This is a genomic window from Dactylosporangium sp. NPDC049742 (genome assembly GCF_040674675.1).
Classification (GTDB): domain Bacteria; phylum Actinomycetota; class Actinomycetes; order Mycobacteriales; family Micromonosporaceae; genus Dactylosporangium; species Dactylosporangium maewongense.
The window spans coordinates 139,826-156,319 of sequence record NZ_JBFANF010000027.1; the positions used below are offsets into that span (position 1 = coordinate 139,826).

Sequence of the window (16,494 nt, forward strand, 5' to 3'; positions counted from 1 at the left end):
CGATGCCGTCCTCCACACCGTCCTGCGTGGCGGGGCTCTCCGCCTTCCCGTTCTGCGCGGCGGCCCCCCGCTCCGTCTTACCGCTCGGCGCTGCGGGGTCCTTCTCCGTCTTCTCGTCCTGCGCTGCGGACTCCTGCTCCGTCTTCTCGTCCTGCGCGGCGGACTCCTGCTCCGTCTCCCCGACCTGCGCTGCGGGTTCCTTCTCCGTCTTCCCGTTCTGCGCGGCGGGATCCTTCTCCGCCTTCCTCCTCCGGACAAATCCGAAATGTCGGATAAGTCCGGCGCTTGCGTCCGGACTTATCCGGGGTGGGGCAGTGGTATCCGTCGGGGTGGTGGGTGGTTCGGGGTGCATCAGCGCCAGCCGGTAGCCGGGCGGAGGCGGAAGACGGTCAGGGCCGCGGCGATGAGGAGCAGGGCTATGCCTGTGCCGGCGAGAAGAGGGTTGCGCATGCCGAGGCCTCCGCCGCCGCCCGTGCCGGGGGCGCCGCTGGGGGTTGCGGGGGCGCCTGTCGAGCCGGCGCCGGTGGGGGTGGCCGTCGAGTTGCCTGTCACGCCCGCCGAACTGCCGCTCGCCGCACCCGCCGAGCTGCCGGCCGCGCCGCCTGTCGCGCCACCCGCCGAGCTGCCCGTCGCGCCACCCGTTGCGCCGCCTGTCGCGCTGCCTGTCGCGCCGCCCGCCGAGCTGCCTGTCGCGCCGCCCGTTGCGTTGCCGGTCGCGCCGCCCGTCGCGCCGCCCGTTGCGCCGCCCGTTGCGCCGCCCGTTGCGTTGCCGGTTGCGCCGCCGGGGGACTTGGAGCTGCCGCCCGCAGTCGTGGAGGTGCTGGCTGCGCCGCTTGTGCCTGTCGGGGATCCGGTTCGGGTGGGGGCGGGCGGGGAGGCGGTGCGGGACGCGATCGGGGTGGTGCCCGGGGCGGCGCCGTTGCGGTTGGTGCGGGTCGCCACGCAGTACGACAGCAGCAGCACCAACAGGACCAGCAGCGCGACCGCGAGGACCGCGGCCACCATGCGGCGCTCGGCGAGGGGGCGCCGGGCGTGTGCTCGCCTCACGGGTGTGGACATCGAGCCATCCCTCCGTGCGGCGTCGCCGGGCGTGTGGTGGGTGGTACCCAACCGTCAGCCTGGCATAACCGCCGGTCGATAGCACCTGTCGCCCGAAGGTGGGCGAGGCGCGCCCGAGGTCAGCCGGTGGCGGTGGGGGAGCGGCGCGCGGCCGCGGCGCGGCGGTCCCACAGCACCAGGAGCCCGATCCCGGCGCGCAGCGACACGGCACCCACCAGCACCCACACGATCCATGGCATGGCTCACCTATGCCCACGGCGTCGATGGGTCAACCGGGGCTATTCGAAGAGCGAGTGGTGGCCGCCGCGGGCCCGGCGGCGGCGCTGCACGACGACGAGGTCGACGGCGGCGACGGCGGCGAGGACCACGAACGCCCACGCGGGCAGCGGCAGGTGGGCGCGGAAGAGCAGCACCGCGAAGGCGATCGAGGTGACGAGGCCGAAGGTGGCCAGCACCAGGCGCAGGTTCAGCGGGCTGTAGGGGTGCCCGACGGTCCCCCTGCGCCGCGGCGGTTGCGCGTCGAGAGGCATACAGGTCACGTACCCGTCCCCGGAGCGGCCCAACCGGTTGAAGCCGGCCGGTACCGTGACCAGGTGCCAACACATGGTCAGAGGCCCGCGGCATGAGCGGGCGGCTGCGGGAGATCGCCCGGCAGACCGTCGCGATCGCCGAGGCGGGGGAGTACCGCACCGAGGCCGGCGGCGTCGTGGACATCGGCCCGGCGGTGCGGGCGGCCGTCGCCGGGACGAGGCTGTACCAGCCCGACGAGACCCTGCCGCCGCCGCAGGGCGGGCCCGCCAAGGCGAGCGTCTCGGTCACCGGCGAGTCGACGCTGGCCGCGGCCAGAAGGCTGGGCGACGACGTGGCGTGCCTGGTGTTCGCCTCGGCGAAGAACCCGGGCGGCGGGTTCCTCGGCGGTGCCGTCGCGCAGGAGGAGAGCCTGGCCCGCGCCTCGGCGCTGTACCCGTGCCTGCGGGCGGCGCCCGAGTTCTACGCGTTCCACCGCGAGCAGCGGGACCTGCGCTACAGCGACCGGGTCATCCACTCGCCGGGTGTGCCGGTGTTCCGCGACGACAAGGGCCGGCTGCTCGACGTGCCGCACCGCGCCGCGTTCCTGACCGCCGCGGCGCCGAACCTGGGCGCGATCCTGCGCAACCAGCCGGGCGACGCCGGCGACGTCCCGACGATCCTGCACCGCCGGGCCCGCCGCGTCCTCGCGGTCGCCGCCGCGCACGGTCACCGCAGGCTGATCCTCGGCGGCTGGGGCTGCGGGGTGTTCCGCAACGAGCCGGCCGACGTGGCCGGGGCGTTCGCCGCCGCGCTCGGTGAGGTCGACCTGTTCGACGAGGTGGTCTTCGCCGTGTACGACCGGGTCAGCGGCTCCCCGGTCCGCGCGGCCTTCGCGGCCGTCTTCGGCCGGTAGCAGGGGAGTTGCCATGCGTTCACCAGGCCGGTGCGGGTTGGTTCGCGACCGTGGGAAGCAACGGGCCATCTGTAGAATTGGCGCCCGGATCAGGCGCAATGCAGGAATTGGGCCGATTCACGCCCAGGGGCCCGTCAGGTATGTTCCGTCGGTCGCACGAGCGGTAGGAGCGGAATGAGCGTGAACCAGGCAGCCTGCGAGGACGTCGCCCCGGACACCGTGGCGGCCGTGGCGGCCGACGCGATCGAGGAGACCGGCAAGAGCGCTGTGCTGGGCTCCTCGCTGCCCCGGATGCTGCTCGCGATCGCCGTCGCGGTCACCGTGGTGGTGCTCGGCATCACGCACTGGTCGACCGTCAGCGCGGGCGTCGCCGGGCTCGCCCGGGCCAACAGCGCCTGGCTGGTCGTCGCCGCCCTCGGCACCGCGTCGATCTGGGTGGCCGGCACGGTGACGCAGATCGGCTCCATGTCGCTGCGGCCGCCGGTCGGCCGGCTGCTGGCGGTACAGGTGGCGGCATCGTTCGCCAATCACGTGCTGCCGGCCGGTTCGGGCGGGATGGGCATCAACATCCGGTTCCTGCGCAAGCACGGTCTCGGCCCGGGCGCCGCGGTCGGATCCGTCGGGCTCAACACGCTCGTCGGCGCGGTCACGCACACGCTGCTGCTCGTGGTGGCCGTCGCGATCAGCCCGTCGCTCGCCCGCGGCATCCACGTGCCCGGGTCGTGGCGCGACTCCGTGGCACGGGCCGCCGGGCCGGCCGGTTGGACCCTGCTCGCCATCTGCGGCCTGGCGCTCGCGGCGGGCCTCGCGGCCGCCGTGCGCCCGGCGTGGCGCCGCCGGATGGCGGAGCGGACGGTCGCGGCGGGGCGCAGGGTCGGCGAGGAACTGCGCCGCCTCTGGGGCGTGCTGCGCGACCCCTACCGGGCCGCCGCCCTCTGGCTCGGTTCGTTCTCCACGCCCCTGCTGCACGCGATCATCCTGTACGCGGTGCTGCGCAGCCTGGGAGTGGCGGTGACGATCGGCACGGCCGTCGTGCTCTACCTGGTGGTGTCGACGCTGTCGGCGTTCGTGCCGTCACCCGGCGGCATCGGCGCGCTCGACGTCGCCATGCTGGCCGGCCTGACCGCGATCGGCGTCTCCTCCGCGGTCGCGCTCGGTGCGGTGGTGGGGTATCGCCTGATCACGGTGTGGGTGCCGCTGCTGCCCAGCGCCTTCGTCCTGGCGGTCCTGCTGCGCCGCCGCATCATCTGACACCTGGCCCGACCGCGCTCCTGCCCGGTTGTGCGCCGCGGCGTCCGACGGCTCGTCCCGCCACGACGGCGTCCGGGCCGGCGCCGCGTGCCGCGTCGTCCGGTCATGCGCCGCGTCCGAGGGCTCGTGCCGCCACGGTGCCCGATCCGGCGCCGCGGAGTCCGGCGACGCCCCACGCCACGACGGCGCCCGGTCCGGCGCACCGGACGGCGACCCGCCGCGCAACGACACAGGTATCGGCGTGCCGGACGGCGACCCGCCGCGCAGGGACGGCGTGGGTTCCGGCGTGCCGGACGGCGACCCGCCGCGCAAGGACGGCGTGGGTTCCGGCGTGCCGGACGGCGACCCGCCGCGCAAGGACGGTGTGGGGTCCGGGGTGCCGGACGGCGAGCCGCCGCGCCACGACCGCCAGACGCGCGACGGCCAGGTGGTGAACCGGGCCGGCAACGGCGGCAGCGCCGGGGCGAGTGCCACCGCGGCCAGCCCGACGGCGACCCCGGCGACGACGTCGAGGACCCAGTGGTTGGCGGTGACGACCACGACGACGCCGGTGGTCGTGGGGTACAGGAAGCACAGCGCCCGCCACCGGTGCAGCCCGCGGGCCGCCAGCAGCGCCGCCGCGACGCTCGCGGTCCAGACCGCCCACGCCAGGTGCAGCGACGGCATCGCCGCGTACTGGTCGGCGGGCACCTGGCCGCCGTGGTCGAGGCTGAAGCCGGCCTCGCGGATCGTGTCGACGTAGCCGCCGCCGGGCATCAGCCGCGGCGGCATGACCGGCAGCAGGTAGAAGACGGTCATCCCGGTCACGTTGGTGATGACCAGGGCGTTGCGCATCGGCCGGTAGAGCTCCGGCCCGGCGATGTAGCACCAGATGAGCGCCGCGAGCGCCACGCCGATGTGGGCGAACTGGTACCAGTACACCGCGGCCAGGGCGAGCGGCGGGTGGTCGGTCAGCCACCGGTTGGCGGCCAGCTCCCAGTCCAGGTGCAGGAGCCGCTCGATCGAGAGCACCTCGGCGCCGTGCCGGTGGGCGGGTGCCTCCCGGACCGCGGCCAGGGAGCGGATCAGGTCGTACACCTTGACCAGCAGCACCACGATCAGCAGCTCGCCCAGGATGTTGGGGCGGCGGCGCCGGGTGGCCGGAGCGGTGACAGGGCGCTCAGTGACGGGATTCAGCGTCACGCGCGGGCGCCGATCGGAGCGTGGTGCGCCGCGGCGGCCAGGTCGTACATGCTGGTGGTCCGGGCGAGGACGTCCGGCCACGCGACCGGTGGCGACGTCGCCAGGTTGTGCGCGGCGATACGGCCGCGCCGCTCCGGATCGGTGGCGAGCGCGGCGATCGCGTCGGCCATCGCGGCGTCGCTGTCGACCAAGACACCCTCCCTGCCATCGGTGATGAAATGGCCGATTCCGCCCTCGGCCCGCGCGACCACGGGAAGCCCGGCGCACCGGGCCTCCAGCGCCGCGATCCCGAAGGACTCCAGGATCGCCGGCGCGACGAACAGGTCGGCCTGCGCGAACAGCGACCTGATCTGCGACCGGGACAGCCTACCGGGCAGGCTCACCCATCCGGCCATTCCGTGGCGGCGCAGGTAGCGCTCCATCGCCGGGCGGCGCGGGCCGTCGCCGGCGATCACCGCCCGCAGGCCGGTCGTCTCGGGCAGCGCCAGCCGGGCCCGGCGCAGCATCCGCAGCAGCTGCAGCGGGCGCTTGCGGGCGGCCAGCCGCATCACGGCGACGACCAGCACGCCCCGCGGGTCGGTGGGGTGCGGCTGGATCCGCCACCGGTCGGCGTCGATGCCGTTGGGCAGCACGTGCACCTGCGCGGGCCACACCAGGCGCCGCAGGGGCTCCGCGGCGACGTCGCTGACCGCCGTCCACACGGCCGGCCAGCGCGACCAGCCGGCGGCGCCGTCGAGGGCCCGGAACGCGTACTCCAGGTGGGACAGCAGCGAGTGGATCGTCACGACCGTCGGGACCTGGTCGGCGAGCGCGGCGGTGGCGAAGGCGAGCGGCGAGGCCGGCCCGGCGTGCACGTGCAGCACGTCGTACCGGCCGGACAGCAGCAGCGAACGGCCCGCCCGCAGCACGCCGGGGCGCACCTCGGCGGGCAGCACGAAGAGCCGCTCCGACAGCCGGTGCACGCGTAACTCACCGTCGTCGGCCTTGGTGCCGGGCGTGGTGGTGATGATCTCGACGTCGTGGCCGGCCGCCTGCTGACGGAGGGCCAGGTCGTGCACGTGCATCTCGATGCCGCCGAGACGGGGAAGGTAGAAGTCGGTGACGTGCGCGATTCTCATGAACTGCGGCTCCGAGGTGGTGACGGCCGACGTCCCGGGAGAGATGGGAGCATTGGCCGGTGCCGTACACGATGGTGTCGTTTCATGCGCATCCCGACGACGAGGCGCTGCTGACCGCCGGGACCCTGGCCCGGGCCGCCGCGGAGGGGCACCGCGTGGTCCTCGTCGTCGCCACCGCCGGAGGGGCCGGGCTGGCGTCCTCGGCGGTGCTCGCGGAGGGGCCCCTCGCGCGGCGCCGCCTGGCCGAGCTGCACGCGTCGGCGGAGGCGCTCGGCTGCGCCCGGGTCGAGTGCCTCGACTACGAGGACTCCGGGATGGCCGACGCGCCGTCCGGGGCGGCCGGCGCGTTCGCCGACGCCGACCCGAGGGAGGCCGCCGGGCGGCTGGCCGCGCTGCTGGCGGAGGAGCGCGCGGACGTGCTGACCGTCTACGACCCGGCCGGTGGCTACGGCCACCCCGACCACGTGCAGGTGCACCGGGTCGGGACCCTCGCGGCACAGCTGGCCGGGACGCCGGTGGTGCTGGAGGCGACGGTCGACCGGCGGCTGCTCCAGCGGGTGCTGCGCGCGGTGTACTGGCTGCCGGGCGTGCCGGCCGACTTCCACCCGGCGCGCTTCGCCGGCACCTTCGCCGACCCGGAGCGCATCACGCACCGTGTCGACGTGCGCCGCTACGCCCCGGCCAAGCGCGCGGCGATGGCCGCGCACGCCAGTCAGGCCGGCGCCGACACCGGCCGGCGCACGCTGGAGATCCTGCAGAAGCTGCCGCGGCCGTTGTTCCGGTTGCTGATGGGGCGCGAGTGGTTCGTCCAGCACGGCCGGGCACCCGGCCGTCCCCTGATCGACGACGTGTTCGCCGGTCTGCGGGACAGCAGATGACCCGTTTCTCCGAGCAGGCAATGCGCCCCCGATCGTCGATCGCCCCTTGCGGTCCGCAACCCAACGATCAGCGAACCGCTGGGGAATTGTAGGTGGTCCGCAGCCGACGCAGGGGGTAGGCACACCCCCTGATCGTCACGTTGTGCTCAGATGCGGGGCCCGGATGCCGAATCTGCCGGGGTGGGGGAACCGCGCCGGTCGATGATCCTCGCCCGGGACAGGACGGCCGCGACGCGCGCCGTCGCGTACTTCCTCATGCTCGGCGGCGCGGTGGTCGGGACCTGCGCATTGCTGGTCCCCGGCTTCGCCGGCAGCGCCGCGGGCGTCGTTGCGACGGTGGTCACAGCGGGCGCGATGATCTTCGCCGGGGCGTGCTGCCGGCTGGTTCCGCAGCGGGTTCCGGAGCCGTTCTGGGTCGCTGTGCCGATACTCGGCGTAGCGATCATCGGTGGGCTGAATCTCGCCACCGAGGACGTGAGCGTCAGCGCACACCTGTACTATCTGTGGCCGCTCATCTACGCCGCGACGTTCCTGCGCAAGGACGTGGCCTACCTGCTGCTCGCCGCGGCGAGCGTGACCGACGCGGCGGTGACGTTCACGTTGCAGCCGGTGGGGGTCGGGCTCACCGACGTCGCCGCCCTCGTCACCGCGTACTGCGTGCTGACGGTCGTGGTGACGAAGCTGCGCAGCCGCGAGGACGCGCTCGTCACGATGCTGGAGCGGCAGGCGACCACCGACCCGCTGACCGGCCTGCCCAACCGGCGGGCGTTCGACCGTGACCTCGCCACCGCGCTGGACGCGGCCCGGACGACCGCCGCCGAGCACTGCCTGCTCATCGTCGACGTCGACCACTTCAAGACCATCAACGACACGTGGGGGCACGCGACCGGCGACGCCGTCCTGGTCCAGGTCGCCGCGGCGCTGCGGGACGCGGCCGCGGGCGGTGCCGTCGCGGCCCGGCTCGGCGGCGACGAGTTCGCCGTGATCGTCGAGGGTGGCGTGCCGGTGGCGCGGCGCATCGCGGCGGTGGTGCGGGCCGCGGTCGCCGGGATCGGCGACCTGCCCGACGGGCTGCCGACGCTGAGCATCGGCCTCGCGTCCACCCGGTCCGGCGCCACGGAGGCGGAGGCGCTGCTCGCCGCCGCCGACCGGGCACTGTACGACGCGAAGGTCCGCGGCCGGGACCGGGTCTCGACCGTGGAGGCCACCCCGCGCCGGCGGTCGCACGTCCCGAACAGGTAGCCACCCGGCCAGTCCCGCGACTATTGACATGTTCCGATCTCGACCCGATGCTGTGAGAGCGCTCTCAGTTAAGAATCTTCACAGATTCGGTACTGGGCGCATGGCGAACCCAACGTCGCGACGGCCCTGCCCGGCCGCCACCGGGCGCGACCGGGGCTGTCCAGCGGAACCGAGGAGCCACCTTGCGCACCATGAGAAGGCTGCTGCGCGCAGCCGCAACCCTCCTGCTGGCGGCACCGGCCGTATTGACGGCCGGCACCGCCGCGCAGGCGATCGGGCCCAACCTGCTGCCCATGACCGTCACCAACTCGACCGGCCGCGGCGACGCCGTCTACCTCTACGTGCTCGGCGTCAACCTGAGCACCGGGCGGCTCGGCTACGTCAACTCGGCCGGCACGTTCAACAACTGGCCGGCGGGCGGCCTCCCGCCGACCCCGGCGCCCGACGTGTCGATCGCGGGCCCCGGCAACGGCGGCTCGAAGGTCATCCAGATCCCGCGCGGGCTGTCCGGCCGGGTGTACTTCTCCCTCGGCCAGCGGATCAACTTCTACCTCACCCCGGACGGGCTCGTGCAGCCCGCGCCGTGGGCGGGCGGGGACTCCAACCGCGACATCCTCTTCGACTGGAGCGAGTTCACCTACAACGACTCCGGCCTGTGGCTCAACAGCTCGCAGGTCGACATGTTCGCGGTGCCGCACGCCGTGACCGTCACCGGCGCCACGGGCGCGACGAAGCGGACCGGTGACCTCGTCGCCGGCGGACGCGACGCCGTCATCAACGGCATCCGGAACCAGGCCGGCTGGGGCGGCTCGATCTACACCCGCGGCGACGGCACCGTGCTGCGCGTCCTCGCCCCGGGCAAGGCGGCCGAGGCGGGCGGGCTCAGCTCCACGTACCTCGACTCCTACATCAACTCGGCGTGGGGCGCCTACGCGTCGAAGACCCTCACCGTCGTGCCCTTCGGCGACCAGCCGAACACGAAGTACTTCGGGCGGGTCTCCGGCACGACGATGAACTTCACCAACTCCGCCGGCCAGCAGGTCGCGTCGTTCCAGCGGCCGGCCAGTGCCGACGTGTGGGGCTGCGCCGGCCGCCTCGCCGCGCCCAACGACCTCGTCGTCGGGCCGATCTCCCGCACGCTGTGCGCCGCGCTCAACCGCGGCACGCTCGGCACCATCGACACCCAGCCCAGCACCAACGCGGCGGACTTCTACAAGAACAACCCGACCAACCAGTACGCCAAGATCATTCACGCGAACATGGTCGACGGCAAGGCGTACGCCTTCCCCTTCGACGACGTGGGCGCCTTCGAGTCCCTCGTGCACGACGGCGACCCGCGGGCGGCCGGCATCGTGCTCACCTCGTTCACCGGTGGCGGCAACCCGCAGCCGACCGGCAACCGCATCATCAGCAACATGAACAACAAGTGCGTCGACGTGCCGTCGTCGAACTTCACCGACGGCAACCAGCTGCAGATGTGGAACTGCAACGGCACCGGCGCGCAGAACTGGACGTTCGTCGGCGACACCATCCAGGCCGGCGGCAAGTGCATGGACGTCGCGGCCGGCTCCCTCGCCAACGACGCGAAGATCCAGATCTGGACCTGCAACGGCACCGGCGCGCAGCGCTTCACGCTCAACGCCGCGGGCGACATCGTGAACCTGCAGTCCGGCAAGTGCCTGGACATCCAGTCCTTCAACAGCGCCGACGGCGCGAAGCTCATCCAGTGGACCTGCACCGGCAGCTCCAACCAGAAGTGGCGCCGGGGCTAGGTCCTCCGCGTAGCCGCGCGCACCTGACAGGGGGAACGTGGTCCCGGCCCGCCAGCCGAGACCACGTTTCTCACCCGTGGAACGTCAGTGTCGCCGGACGGTCGTCAGAACGTGCCGGCGGTGTTGCACTTGGCCTTCTGGACGATGCAGTCCTTCACCCGCTGGCCGAGGGCCACGTTGTCCCAGGCGAAGAAGTTGTCGCCGTGCATCGAGGACGCCATGCCCGACGCGAGGGTGTAGCCCGCCGCGCTGCCGTGCGTGTTGTAGTCGATGACGAACGAGACGTTCGGGATCGCGACCGGGAACGCCCCGCCGCACTTGCCGTTGACCAGGTTGGTCGACACGTGCGACTTGTGGTCGGGGCTGTCCAGGTTGATCCCGTCCCAGCAGTCCTGGAAGACGAGCTGGTACGTCAGGTTGGCGGTCTGTGCGCAGACCGGCCAGTTGCCGTCGGAGCTGCGGCCGATCTCGCCGCCGGGGCCCGCGCACCAGAACTGGCCGGGTGCGCCGGACGGGGTCGCCACCTGCCGCTTGGCGTCACCGGCGATCATCCGGAAGCCCTGCGGGAACGGCACCGTCGCGGTCGGGTCCTGCAGGCGCGAGCCGTAGTACACGGTCACGCCGCGGGGCTCGATCGCCACGCCGTTCTGGTAGAGCGTCGGGATCCAGTACGCGGAGTGGTCCAGCGCCGGGCCGCAGCTCGACGACGTGTTCGCCAGCAGCGACTCGGTGGTGGTGTTGGCGTTGGTACCGCGGTTGCCCAGGAAGCTGTGCATGTGCGACGCGCCCGGCAGGCCGGGGAAGACGATCGGGTCGTCCTTGAACGAGTGGCTGTAGGTGCACGCCGCGTTGAACTCCGAGACCCGCACGGCGTTGGCCGGCGCCGGGTGCATGGGCAGCGCGTTGAACTGCGCGAGCTGCGCGGCCCACTTCGCCTGGTCCATCTTGATCCAGCCGGCGCCGGACGACGCGCTGCCCGTCGGCGTGGGTTGGACGCCGCCGGTGCCGAACACCTGGAACTCGAACAGCGACACCCCGTACTGCGTGGCGCGGACCGTGGTGTTCAGCCGGACGTACCGGCCGGATCCGCTCACGTCGAGCGTCTGCACGCCGCCCGTGCCGTTGGTGGTGGTGTTGATCGTCGTCCACGAGGTGCCGTTCGCGGACGTCTGGATGGTGAAGCCGCGCGCGTAGGCGGCCTCCCAGTTGAGCACGACCTTGGTGATCGTGGCGGTCGCGCCCAGGTCGACCTGCAGCCACTGCGGGTCGCTGAACGCGCTCGACCACCGGGTGCCGGTGTTGCCGTCGACCGCGTTGGAGGCGGGGGTGCCCCCGTTCTCGGTCGAGGACGCCGTGGCCGGCCGGCCCTGCGACAGCGGGGTCTCGGCGGCGTCGGCGGACTGCAGGGCCTGGGCGGTGAGGAACGTGCCGACCAGCGCGGTGAGCGCGGCACCGAGCACCAAGGTGCGCAGCCGCGTTCTGCCCGCGAGGGCACTACGGGACATGACGGGTCCTCCGGTTCTGCGGGAACGGCCGGGGGCGGGGCCCGGCCGGCACCGGGTCCGTGGCAGCGGACCCAGCGAATGATCTTGCAAGAGAGCGCTCTCTGTGGATTCACAGTGAACCTCGTATGTGATCGGTGTCAATGGATTCCGGCAAATGGGAGAGCGCTCTCCAAGAATCCGCTTTCCCGCAGCCCGTGCGCGTGTGTGACCGCCCACGCGCCGCGACCGTCCCTCGCCGTGGGTTTGAGGGAGCGCTCTCCACGCCCCGCTCCGTGATGGTGCGGGCGTTTCCGGCGGGCAGACGGCAGACACAGCGGGGTCACAGCGGCAGCGCGACCGTCACGTACTACGTCGCCGACGTGGTGCTGACCGACGCGACGCGGCTGCGGTCGGCGTTCGCGCAGAACCAGTTCGGGACGAACATCGTGGAGAACACGTCGCGGATCGCGGCCGACAACGACGCGGTGTCCGCGGTCAACGGCGACTACTACGGCTTCCGGGACACCGCGTACAACCTGGACGGCGGCGGCTCGTCGACGATGGTCCTCACCCACGCCGTCAACCGGGGCAAGGGGGCGGCGCTGAAGACGGCGTTCGCGCACGTCGGGGACGACGTGGTCTGCGCGGACGCCGACGGGCAGCATCGGGTCGAGGACGTCCTGCGGGTCGCGGCGCACGTACGGCGGACGCGGCGGCCACCCGGTCGACCAGGTGCCGATCGCGACCGTCTACCTGGAGCGCAACGCGTCGTCGCACTTCCGCCCGCTCGTCGACTCGGCCCGCGTGTACGCGCCGCTGCTCAGGTTCGCCGCGTCGTCGATGCTGGCCGGGGTGGTGGACGCGGCGGTGCTGTTCGCGCTGCACGCGGCGACCGGCGCGCTGCTGCCGTCGGTGCTCGCCGCCCGGGCGGTCAGCTCCACCACCAACTTCGCGGTCAACCGGCGCCTCGTCTTCGGCGGCGGGCGGTCCTCGCTTCAGGTGGCGGCTCGCCTCGGCCTGTTCGGGGTCCTGTCGATCATCCGGCTGCGCTCCAACGAGATCGCCCAGCACGAGATCGCCTACTACTTCGCCGCCCTCGCGCTCGGCCTGCTCGCCGGGCTCAGCCCCGCGGTCGGCTGGCTCACCGCCGGGCTGATGGCGCTCGTCATCGGCGGGCTGTTCGTCGCCGACCATCCGCGGCTGTTCGGCCGGTACCGCCAGCAGACCATGCAGCTGGACCGCGCCCACACCGACGAGACCGCGCTGCGGGCGCACCTGGAGGGCCGGCTCGGCGGCCGGGTGGTCAACCTGACCGTCCGGCACGTCGACCTGGTCAACGACACGACGCTCGTCGAGGTCCGGTACGTCGTCGGCGCGACGTCACCCGTCCGGACCGCCGAGCGGGTGACGGTGTGACCACGATGCTCGGCACCGACGACCTCGACCACCTCGACCCGATCGGCCTGGACGAGCTCGTGCGGCAGGCGTCGCTGCAGACCCGGGTCGACCGCAAGTACCTGCTGCCCGCCGACCGGCTCCCCGGAGTGCTGCGCCGCCTCGCCGGGACCGCCAGGGTCCTCGACATCGACGGCCGGCGCCGGTTCGGCTACCGCTCCGACTACTTCGACACGCCCGGCCTGGACAGCTACCTCGCCGCCGCGCACCGCCGGCGCCGCCGCTTCAAGGTGCGGGTCCGCACCTACGTGGACACCGGCGGGCGGTTCGTAGAGGTGAAGACCCGCGGGCCGCGCGGCACCACGGTGAAGGAGCGGGCGCCGTACACCGGCGGGGTCCTGAAGGGTGCCCACATCCCGTGCGATCCTGCGTCGCTCCGGCCGGTGCTGGTCACCCGGTACGAGCGCACGACGCTCTACCTGCCCGCCTCGGACGGCCGGGTCACCATCGACGCCGCGCTGACGTGGGAGCTCCTCGACGGTGCCGCGCTCCGGCTGCCGGACCGGGTGGTCGTCGAGACCAAGGCCGCCGGCGGCGCGTGCGAGGCCGACCGCCTGCTGTGGTCCCTCGGCCACCGGCCCTGCCCGATGTCCAAGTACGCCACCGGCCTCGCCGCGCTGCGGCCGGACCTGCCCGCGAACCGCTGGACGCAGACGCTGCGCCGGCACTTCCCTTCCGCCTCTTCCGCCTGGGAGTTCTGAAGATGCGCATCCGTTCCCGTGTCCTGGCCGCCGTCACGTCCGCCGTCCTCGCCACCGCCGCACTGGCCGGCTGCGGCTCCTCCGGCCCGTCGGCCGGGTCGGGTGGCACCACCCAGTCGACGGCCGCCGCGGCCGCGACCGTCGACGCCACCCAGAGCGCGGCCGCGGTCCTCGCCGCGAACACCGCCGTCCATCAATCCGATACGACCTGGAGCGCGTCCGACGCGGTCACGGTCACGCTGTCGGGCTCCTCGGCCACCGTGGCCGCGAACAAGGGCGTCACCGTCGACGGCGGGAAGGTGACGATCACCGCGGGCGGCACGTACCGGATCACCGGCACCCTCACCGACGGGCAGGTCGTCGTCGACGCGGGCGACGCCACGGTCAAGCTCGTCCTCGACGGCGCTACGATCAGCAACTCCGGCGGCGCGGCGATCGCGGCGACGGCGGCCGGGCAGGTCGTCGTCATCCTCGCCGACGGCAGCACCAACACGCTGTCGGACGCCACCACGTACGCGGACGACGCCGACGTCAACGCCGCCCTGTACAGCGCCGCGGACCTGACGATCGCCGGGTCCGGCGCGCTGACCGTGCACGGCAAGGGCAACGACGCGATCACCGGCAAGGACGGGCTGGTCGTCGCCGGCGGCACCGTCACCGTCGACGCCGTGGACGACGGCATCCGCGGCAAGGACTACCTCGTCGTCACCGGCGGCACGATCACCGTGCGGGCCGGCGGGGACGGGCTCAAGGCCGACAACGCCGAGAAGGCCGACGCCGGCTACGTCGCCGTGCGCGGCGGCACGCTGCGGGTCACGGCCGGCGGCGACGGCGTCGACGCCACCACCGACCTGGTCCAGACCGGCGGCACGATCACGGTCACCGCGGGCGGCGGCAGCGCCGCGAAGGCCGGCGACACGTCCGTCAAGGGCCTGAAGTCGGGCGTGATCAGCGTGCTGGAGGGCGGCACCGCGACCGTCGACGCCGCCGACGACGCGGTGCACAGCGACGGCGCCGTGCACCTCAACGGCGCCACGCTCACCCTGTCCGCGGGCGACGACGGCGTGCACGGCGAGACCGCCCTCGTCATCGACAAGGGCACGGTGAAGGTCGCGAAGTCCTACGAGGGCCTCGAGTCGGCGCACATCACCGTCAACGGCGGCGACGTGACGGTCACCTCCAGCGACGACGGCCTCAACGCCTCCGGCTCCTCCAGCGGCTCGTCCGGCGGCTCGTCCGGCGGCGGCGCGGGCAGCGACACGGGTGGTGGCGCGGGTGCGCAGGGCGGGCCCGGCGGGCGGCAGAGCGGTGGCGGGTTCGGCGGCGGTGGGGAGGAGGTCGGCGACTTCACGGCCACGATCACCGGCGGCACCCTGGTCATCGACGCCGGCGGCGACGGGTTCGACTCCAACGGCACCGCGACCATGACCGGCGGCACGCTCGTCGTCAACGGCCCCACCCAGCGCGGCAACGGCGCCCTCGACGTCAACGGCAGCTTCACGATCAGCGGCGGCGTCCTCGCCGCGGCCGGCAGCTCCGGCATGGTGGTCGCGCCCGGCACCGACTCCGCGCAGGGCTGGCTGTCGGCGACCTTCACGGGCACCGTCGCCGCCGGCACCGCCGTCCAGGTCGTCGACGGCTCGGGGAAGGTGGTCGCCACGTTCGTCACGTCGAAGGCGACCCAGAACCTCGTCTACTCGGCACCCGGGATCACCAGCGGTAGCCAGTACAAGATCTACACCGGCGGGACCTCGACCGGCACCTCCACCGGCGGCCTCGCCCAGGGCGGCACGCTCGGCTCGGCCACCCTGGCCGTGACGGTCACCGCCGGTCAGGCCCCGGCCGGCGGGGGTATGGGCGGCCGCTAGGCGGGCGGAGGGCCGGGCGTGCTCCGCTCAGGAGGCGTCCGGCCCTTCCTTCTGGGTGACCTCGATGACCCTGGTGAGCGCGGCGTGCAGCTGGAGCAGCTCGTCGAGGGGCATGCCGAGCCGGGCGAACACGGCCGGCGGGATCAGCTCCGCCTGCCGCCGCAGCTCCTGCCCCTCGGCGGTCAGCGTGACCGCGAGGAGCCGCTCGTCGTCGCGCGCCCGCTGCCGGCTGATCAGCCCGGCCGACTCGAGCCGCTTCAGCAGCGGCGACAGCGTGCCCGGGTCGAGCTGGAGCAGGCCGCTGAGCTCCTTGACCGACAGCGGCGCCCGCTGCCACAGCGCCAGCATCACCAGATACTGCGGGTGGGTCAGGCCCATCGGCTCCAGCAGCGGCCGGTAGAGCGCGATGACGTTGCGCGAGGCCACCGCCAGGGCGAAGCACACCTGGCGCTCCAGGGCGAGGGGATCCTCGAGGTTGTCGGTCACGAGATCGAGTGTACACTGACGATTGGTACACCAACTATTTGCACGCCAAGCGATTGGGTCTCGGGCATGTTCAAGCGGTCGCAGCGCACGTCGAAAGATCGGTTCGGCGAGTTCTTCTTCAAGATCTTCGGCCCGGCGACCGTGGAGGGCGCCATCCAGGGCTGGCACCCCGAGGCTCGTGAGCAGTACAAGCAGCTTCGCGCCCGGCAGAAGGAGGCCGCCGCGCGCCGCGCGGAGGGGCAGTCGTGACACGATCGGGTGCGTCCTGACGGCCACCCGCGCCCGACCGTCGGCAGCCGACTCGGCCCCGTCGGAGGTGTCGCCGGCCGTGTGCCCGTCAATACGCTCGGTGGCATGACGTGCCCGATCTGCGCCTTTCCGGGCAACGACGCCACCGCGATCCGGTGCGCCAACTGCGGCTTCTCGATGCGGCCCGCACCGCCCAACCCCGCGCCGCCCAACCCCGCGCCGCCCAACCCCGCGCCGCCCAACCCCGCGCCGCCCAACCCCGCGCCGCCCAACCCCGCGCCGCCCAACCCCGCACCGCCCAACCCCGCACCGGCCGTCGCCGCGCC

Annotated in this window: 16 protein-coding genes and 1 pseudogene; 10 read left to right on the forward strand and 7 right to left on the reverse strand. The window is 73.3% G+C overall.

Annotation, left to right across the window (positions count from 1 at the left end; all coding sequences use genetic code 11):
• Nucleotides 1-351: 351 nt before the first annotated feature.
• Both AB0J72_RS30020 and AB0J72_RS30025 read right to left on the reverse strand, forming a co-directional pair.
• Nucleotides 352-1,005, reverse strand: coding sequence for a hypothetical protein (locus tag AB0J72_RS30020; protein ID WP_363404344.1), 654 nt, complete (start codon nt 1,003-1,005; stop codon nt 352-354).
• Between the two features lie 332 nt (nt 1,006-1,337).
• Nucleotides 1,338-1,589 (reverse strand): DUF6343 family protein, encoded by a 252-nt coding sequence (locus AB0J72_RS30025; RefSeq protein ID WP_360559109.1) that lies wholly within the window; start codon nt 1,587-1,589, stop codon nt 1,338-1,340.
• 92 nt (nt 1,590-1,681) lie between these two features.
• Between AB0J72_RS30025 and AB0J72_RS30030 the strand changes: the two genes are divergently transcribed.
• Nucleotides 1,682-2,482, forward strand: coding sequence for a TIGR02452 family protein (locus AB0J72_RS30030; protein WP_363404346.1), 801 nt, complete (start codon nt 1,682-1,684; stop codon nt 2,480-2,482).
• Nucleotides 2,483-2,662: 180 nt separating this feature from the next.
• Nucleotides 2,663-3,733 carry a lysylphosphatidylglycerol synthase transmembrane domain-containing protein gene (locus AB0J72_RS30035; RefSeq protein ID WP_363404348.1) on the forward strand — a complete coding sequence of 357 codons (1,071 nt, stop codon included), beginning with the start codon at nt 2,663-2,665 and terminating at the stop codon, nt 3,731-3,733.
• 477 nt (nt 3,734-4,210) lie between these two features.
• On the opposite strand, the pseudogene AB0J72_RS30040 reads toward AB0J72_RS30035, so the two are convergent.
• Both AB0J72_RS30040 and AB0J72_RS30045 read right to left on the reverse strand, forming a co-directional pair.
• Nucleotides 4,211-4,996 (reverse strand): annotated as a pseudogene (locus AB0J72_RS30040) (phosphatase PAP2 family protein); the annotation flags it as partial.
• On the reverse strand, nt 4,912-6,033 hold the full coding sequence (locus AB0J72_RS30045) for a glycosyltransferase family 4 protein (RefSeq protein WP_363404350.1): 1,122 nt from the start codon (nt 6,031-6,033) through the stop codon (nt 4,912-4,914). The gene AB0J72_RS30045 and the pseudogene AB0J72_RS30040, both read right to left, overlap by 85 nt.
• A gap of 59 nt (nt 6,034-6,092) precedes the next feature.
• Between AB0J72_RS30045 and AB0J72_RS30050 the strand changes: the two genes are divergently transcribed.
• The 3 genes from AB0J72_RS30050 (at nt 6,093) to AB0J72_RS30060 (ending at nt 9,925) form a co-directional block, all read left to right on the forward strand.
• Nucleotides 6,093-6,911, forward strand: coding sequence for a PIG-L family deacetylase (locus AB0J72_RS30050; RefSeq protein WP_363404352.1), 819 nt, complete (start codon nt 6,093-6,095; stop codon nt 6,909-6,911).
• A gap of 180 nt (nt 6,912-7,091) precedes the next feature.
• On the forward strand, nt 7,092-8,153 hold the full coding sequence (locus AB0J72_RS30055; protein ID WP_363404354.1) for a GGDEF domain-containing protein: 1,062 nt from the start codon (nt 7,092-7,094) through the stop codon (nt 8,151-8,153).
• Between the two features lie 191 nt (nt 8,154-8,344).
• Entirely contained in the window at nt 8,345-9,925 is a 1,581-nt protein-coding gene (locus AB0J72_RS30060) for a beta-1,3-glucanase family protein (protein WP_363404356.1), read from the forward strand.
• A gap of 104 nt (nt 9,926-10,029) precedes the next feature.
• On the opposite strand, the gene AB0J72_RS30065 is transcribed toward AB0J72_RS30060, so the two are convergent.
• Together AB0J72_RS30065 and AB0J72_RS30070 are read right to left on the reverse strand one after the other, a co-directional pair.
• Nucleotides 10,030-11,430 carry a DUF1996 domain-containing protein gene (locus AB0J72_RS30065; RefSeq protein ID WP_363404358.1) on the reverse strand — a complete coding sequence of 467 codons (1,401 nt, stop codon included), beginning with the start codon at nt 11,428-11,430 and terminating at the stop codon, nt 10,030-10,032.
• A 346-nt stretch (nt 11,431-11,776) separates the two neighbouring features.
• Complete coding sequence (locus AB0J72_RS30070; RefSeq protein WP_363404360.1) at nt 11,777-11,908, reverse strand: hypothetical protein; 132 nt, start codon at nt 11,906-11,908, stop codon at nt 11,777-11,779.
• Nucleotides 11,909-12,141: 233 nt separating this feature from the next.
• Here AB0J72_RS30070 and AB0J72_RS30075 point away from each other — a divergent pair, with 233 nt between their 5' ends.
• Genes AB0J72_RS30075 through AB0J72_RS30085 form a run of 3 tightly spaced genes read left to right on the forward strand, consistent with a single transcriptional unit; the run spans nt 12,142 to nt 15,433 of the window.
• Nucleotides 12,142-12,825 carry a DUF4956 domain-containing protein gene (locus AB0J72_RS30075; protein WP_363404362.1) on the forward strand — a complete coding sequence of 228 codons (684 nt, stop codon included), beginning with the start codon at nt 12,142-12,144 and terminating at the stop codon, nt 12,823-12,825.
• Between the two features lie 5 nt (nt 12,826-12,830).
• Nucleotides 12,831-13,565 carry a polyphosphate polymerase domain-containing protein gene (locus AB0J72_RS30080; protein ID WP_363404378.1) on the forward strand — a complete coding sequence of 245 codons (735 nt, stop codon included), beginning with the start codon at nt 12,831-12,833 and terminating at the stop codon, nt 13,563-13,565.
• 2 nt (nt 13,566-13,567) lie between these two features.
• Nucleotides 13,568-15,433, forward strand: coding sequence for a carbohydrate-binding domain-containing protein (locus tag AB0J72_RS30085; protein ID WP_363404364.1), 1,866 nt, complete (start codon nt 13,568-13,570; stop codon nt 15,431-15,433).
• 27 nt (nt 15,434-15,460) lie between these two features.
• Here AB0J72_RS30085 and AB0J72_RS30090 read toward each other — a convergent pair whose 3' ends face one another.
• Nucleotides 15,461-15,919, reverse strand: coding sequence for a MarR family transcriptional regulator (locus tag AB0J72_RS30090; RefSeq protein ID WP_363404366.1), 459 nt, complete (start codon nt 15,917-15,919; stop codon nt 15,461-15,463).
• A gap of 66 nt (nt 15,920-15,985) precedes the next feature.
• On the opposite strand from AB0J72_RS30090, the gene AB0J72_RS30095 reads away from it, so the two are divergent.
• Nucleotides 15,986-16,168: a hypothetical protein gene (locus tag AB0J72_RS30095; protein ID WP_363404368.1), complete on the forward strand. Its 183-nt coding sequence runs from the start codon at nt 15,986-15,988 to the stop codon at nt 16,166-16,168.
• A gap of 105 nt (nt 16,169-16,273) precedes the next feature.
• Nucleotides 16,274-16,494, forward strand: a 221-nt coding sequence (locus AB0J72_RS30100) for a hypothetical protein (protein ID WP_363404370.1), incomplete at its 3' end; no start/stop codon positions are given.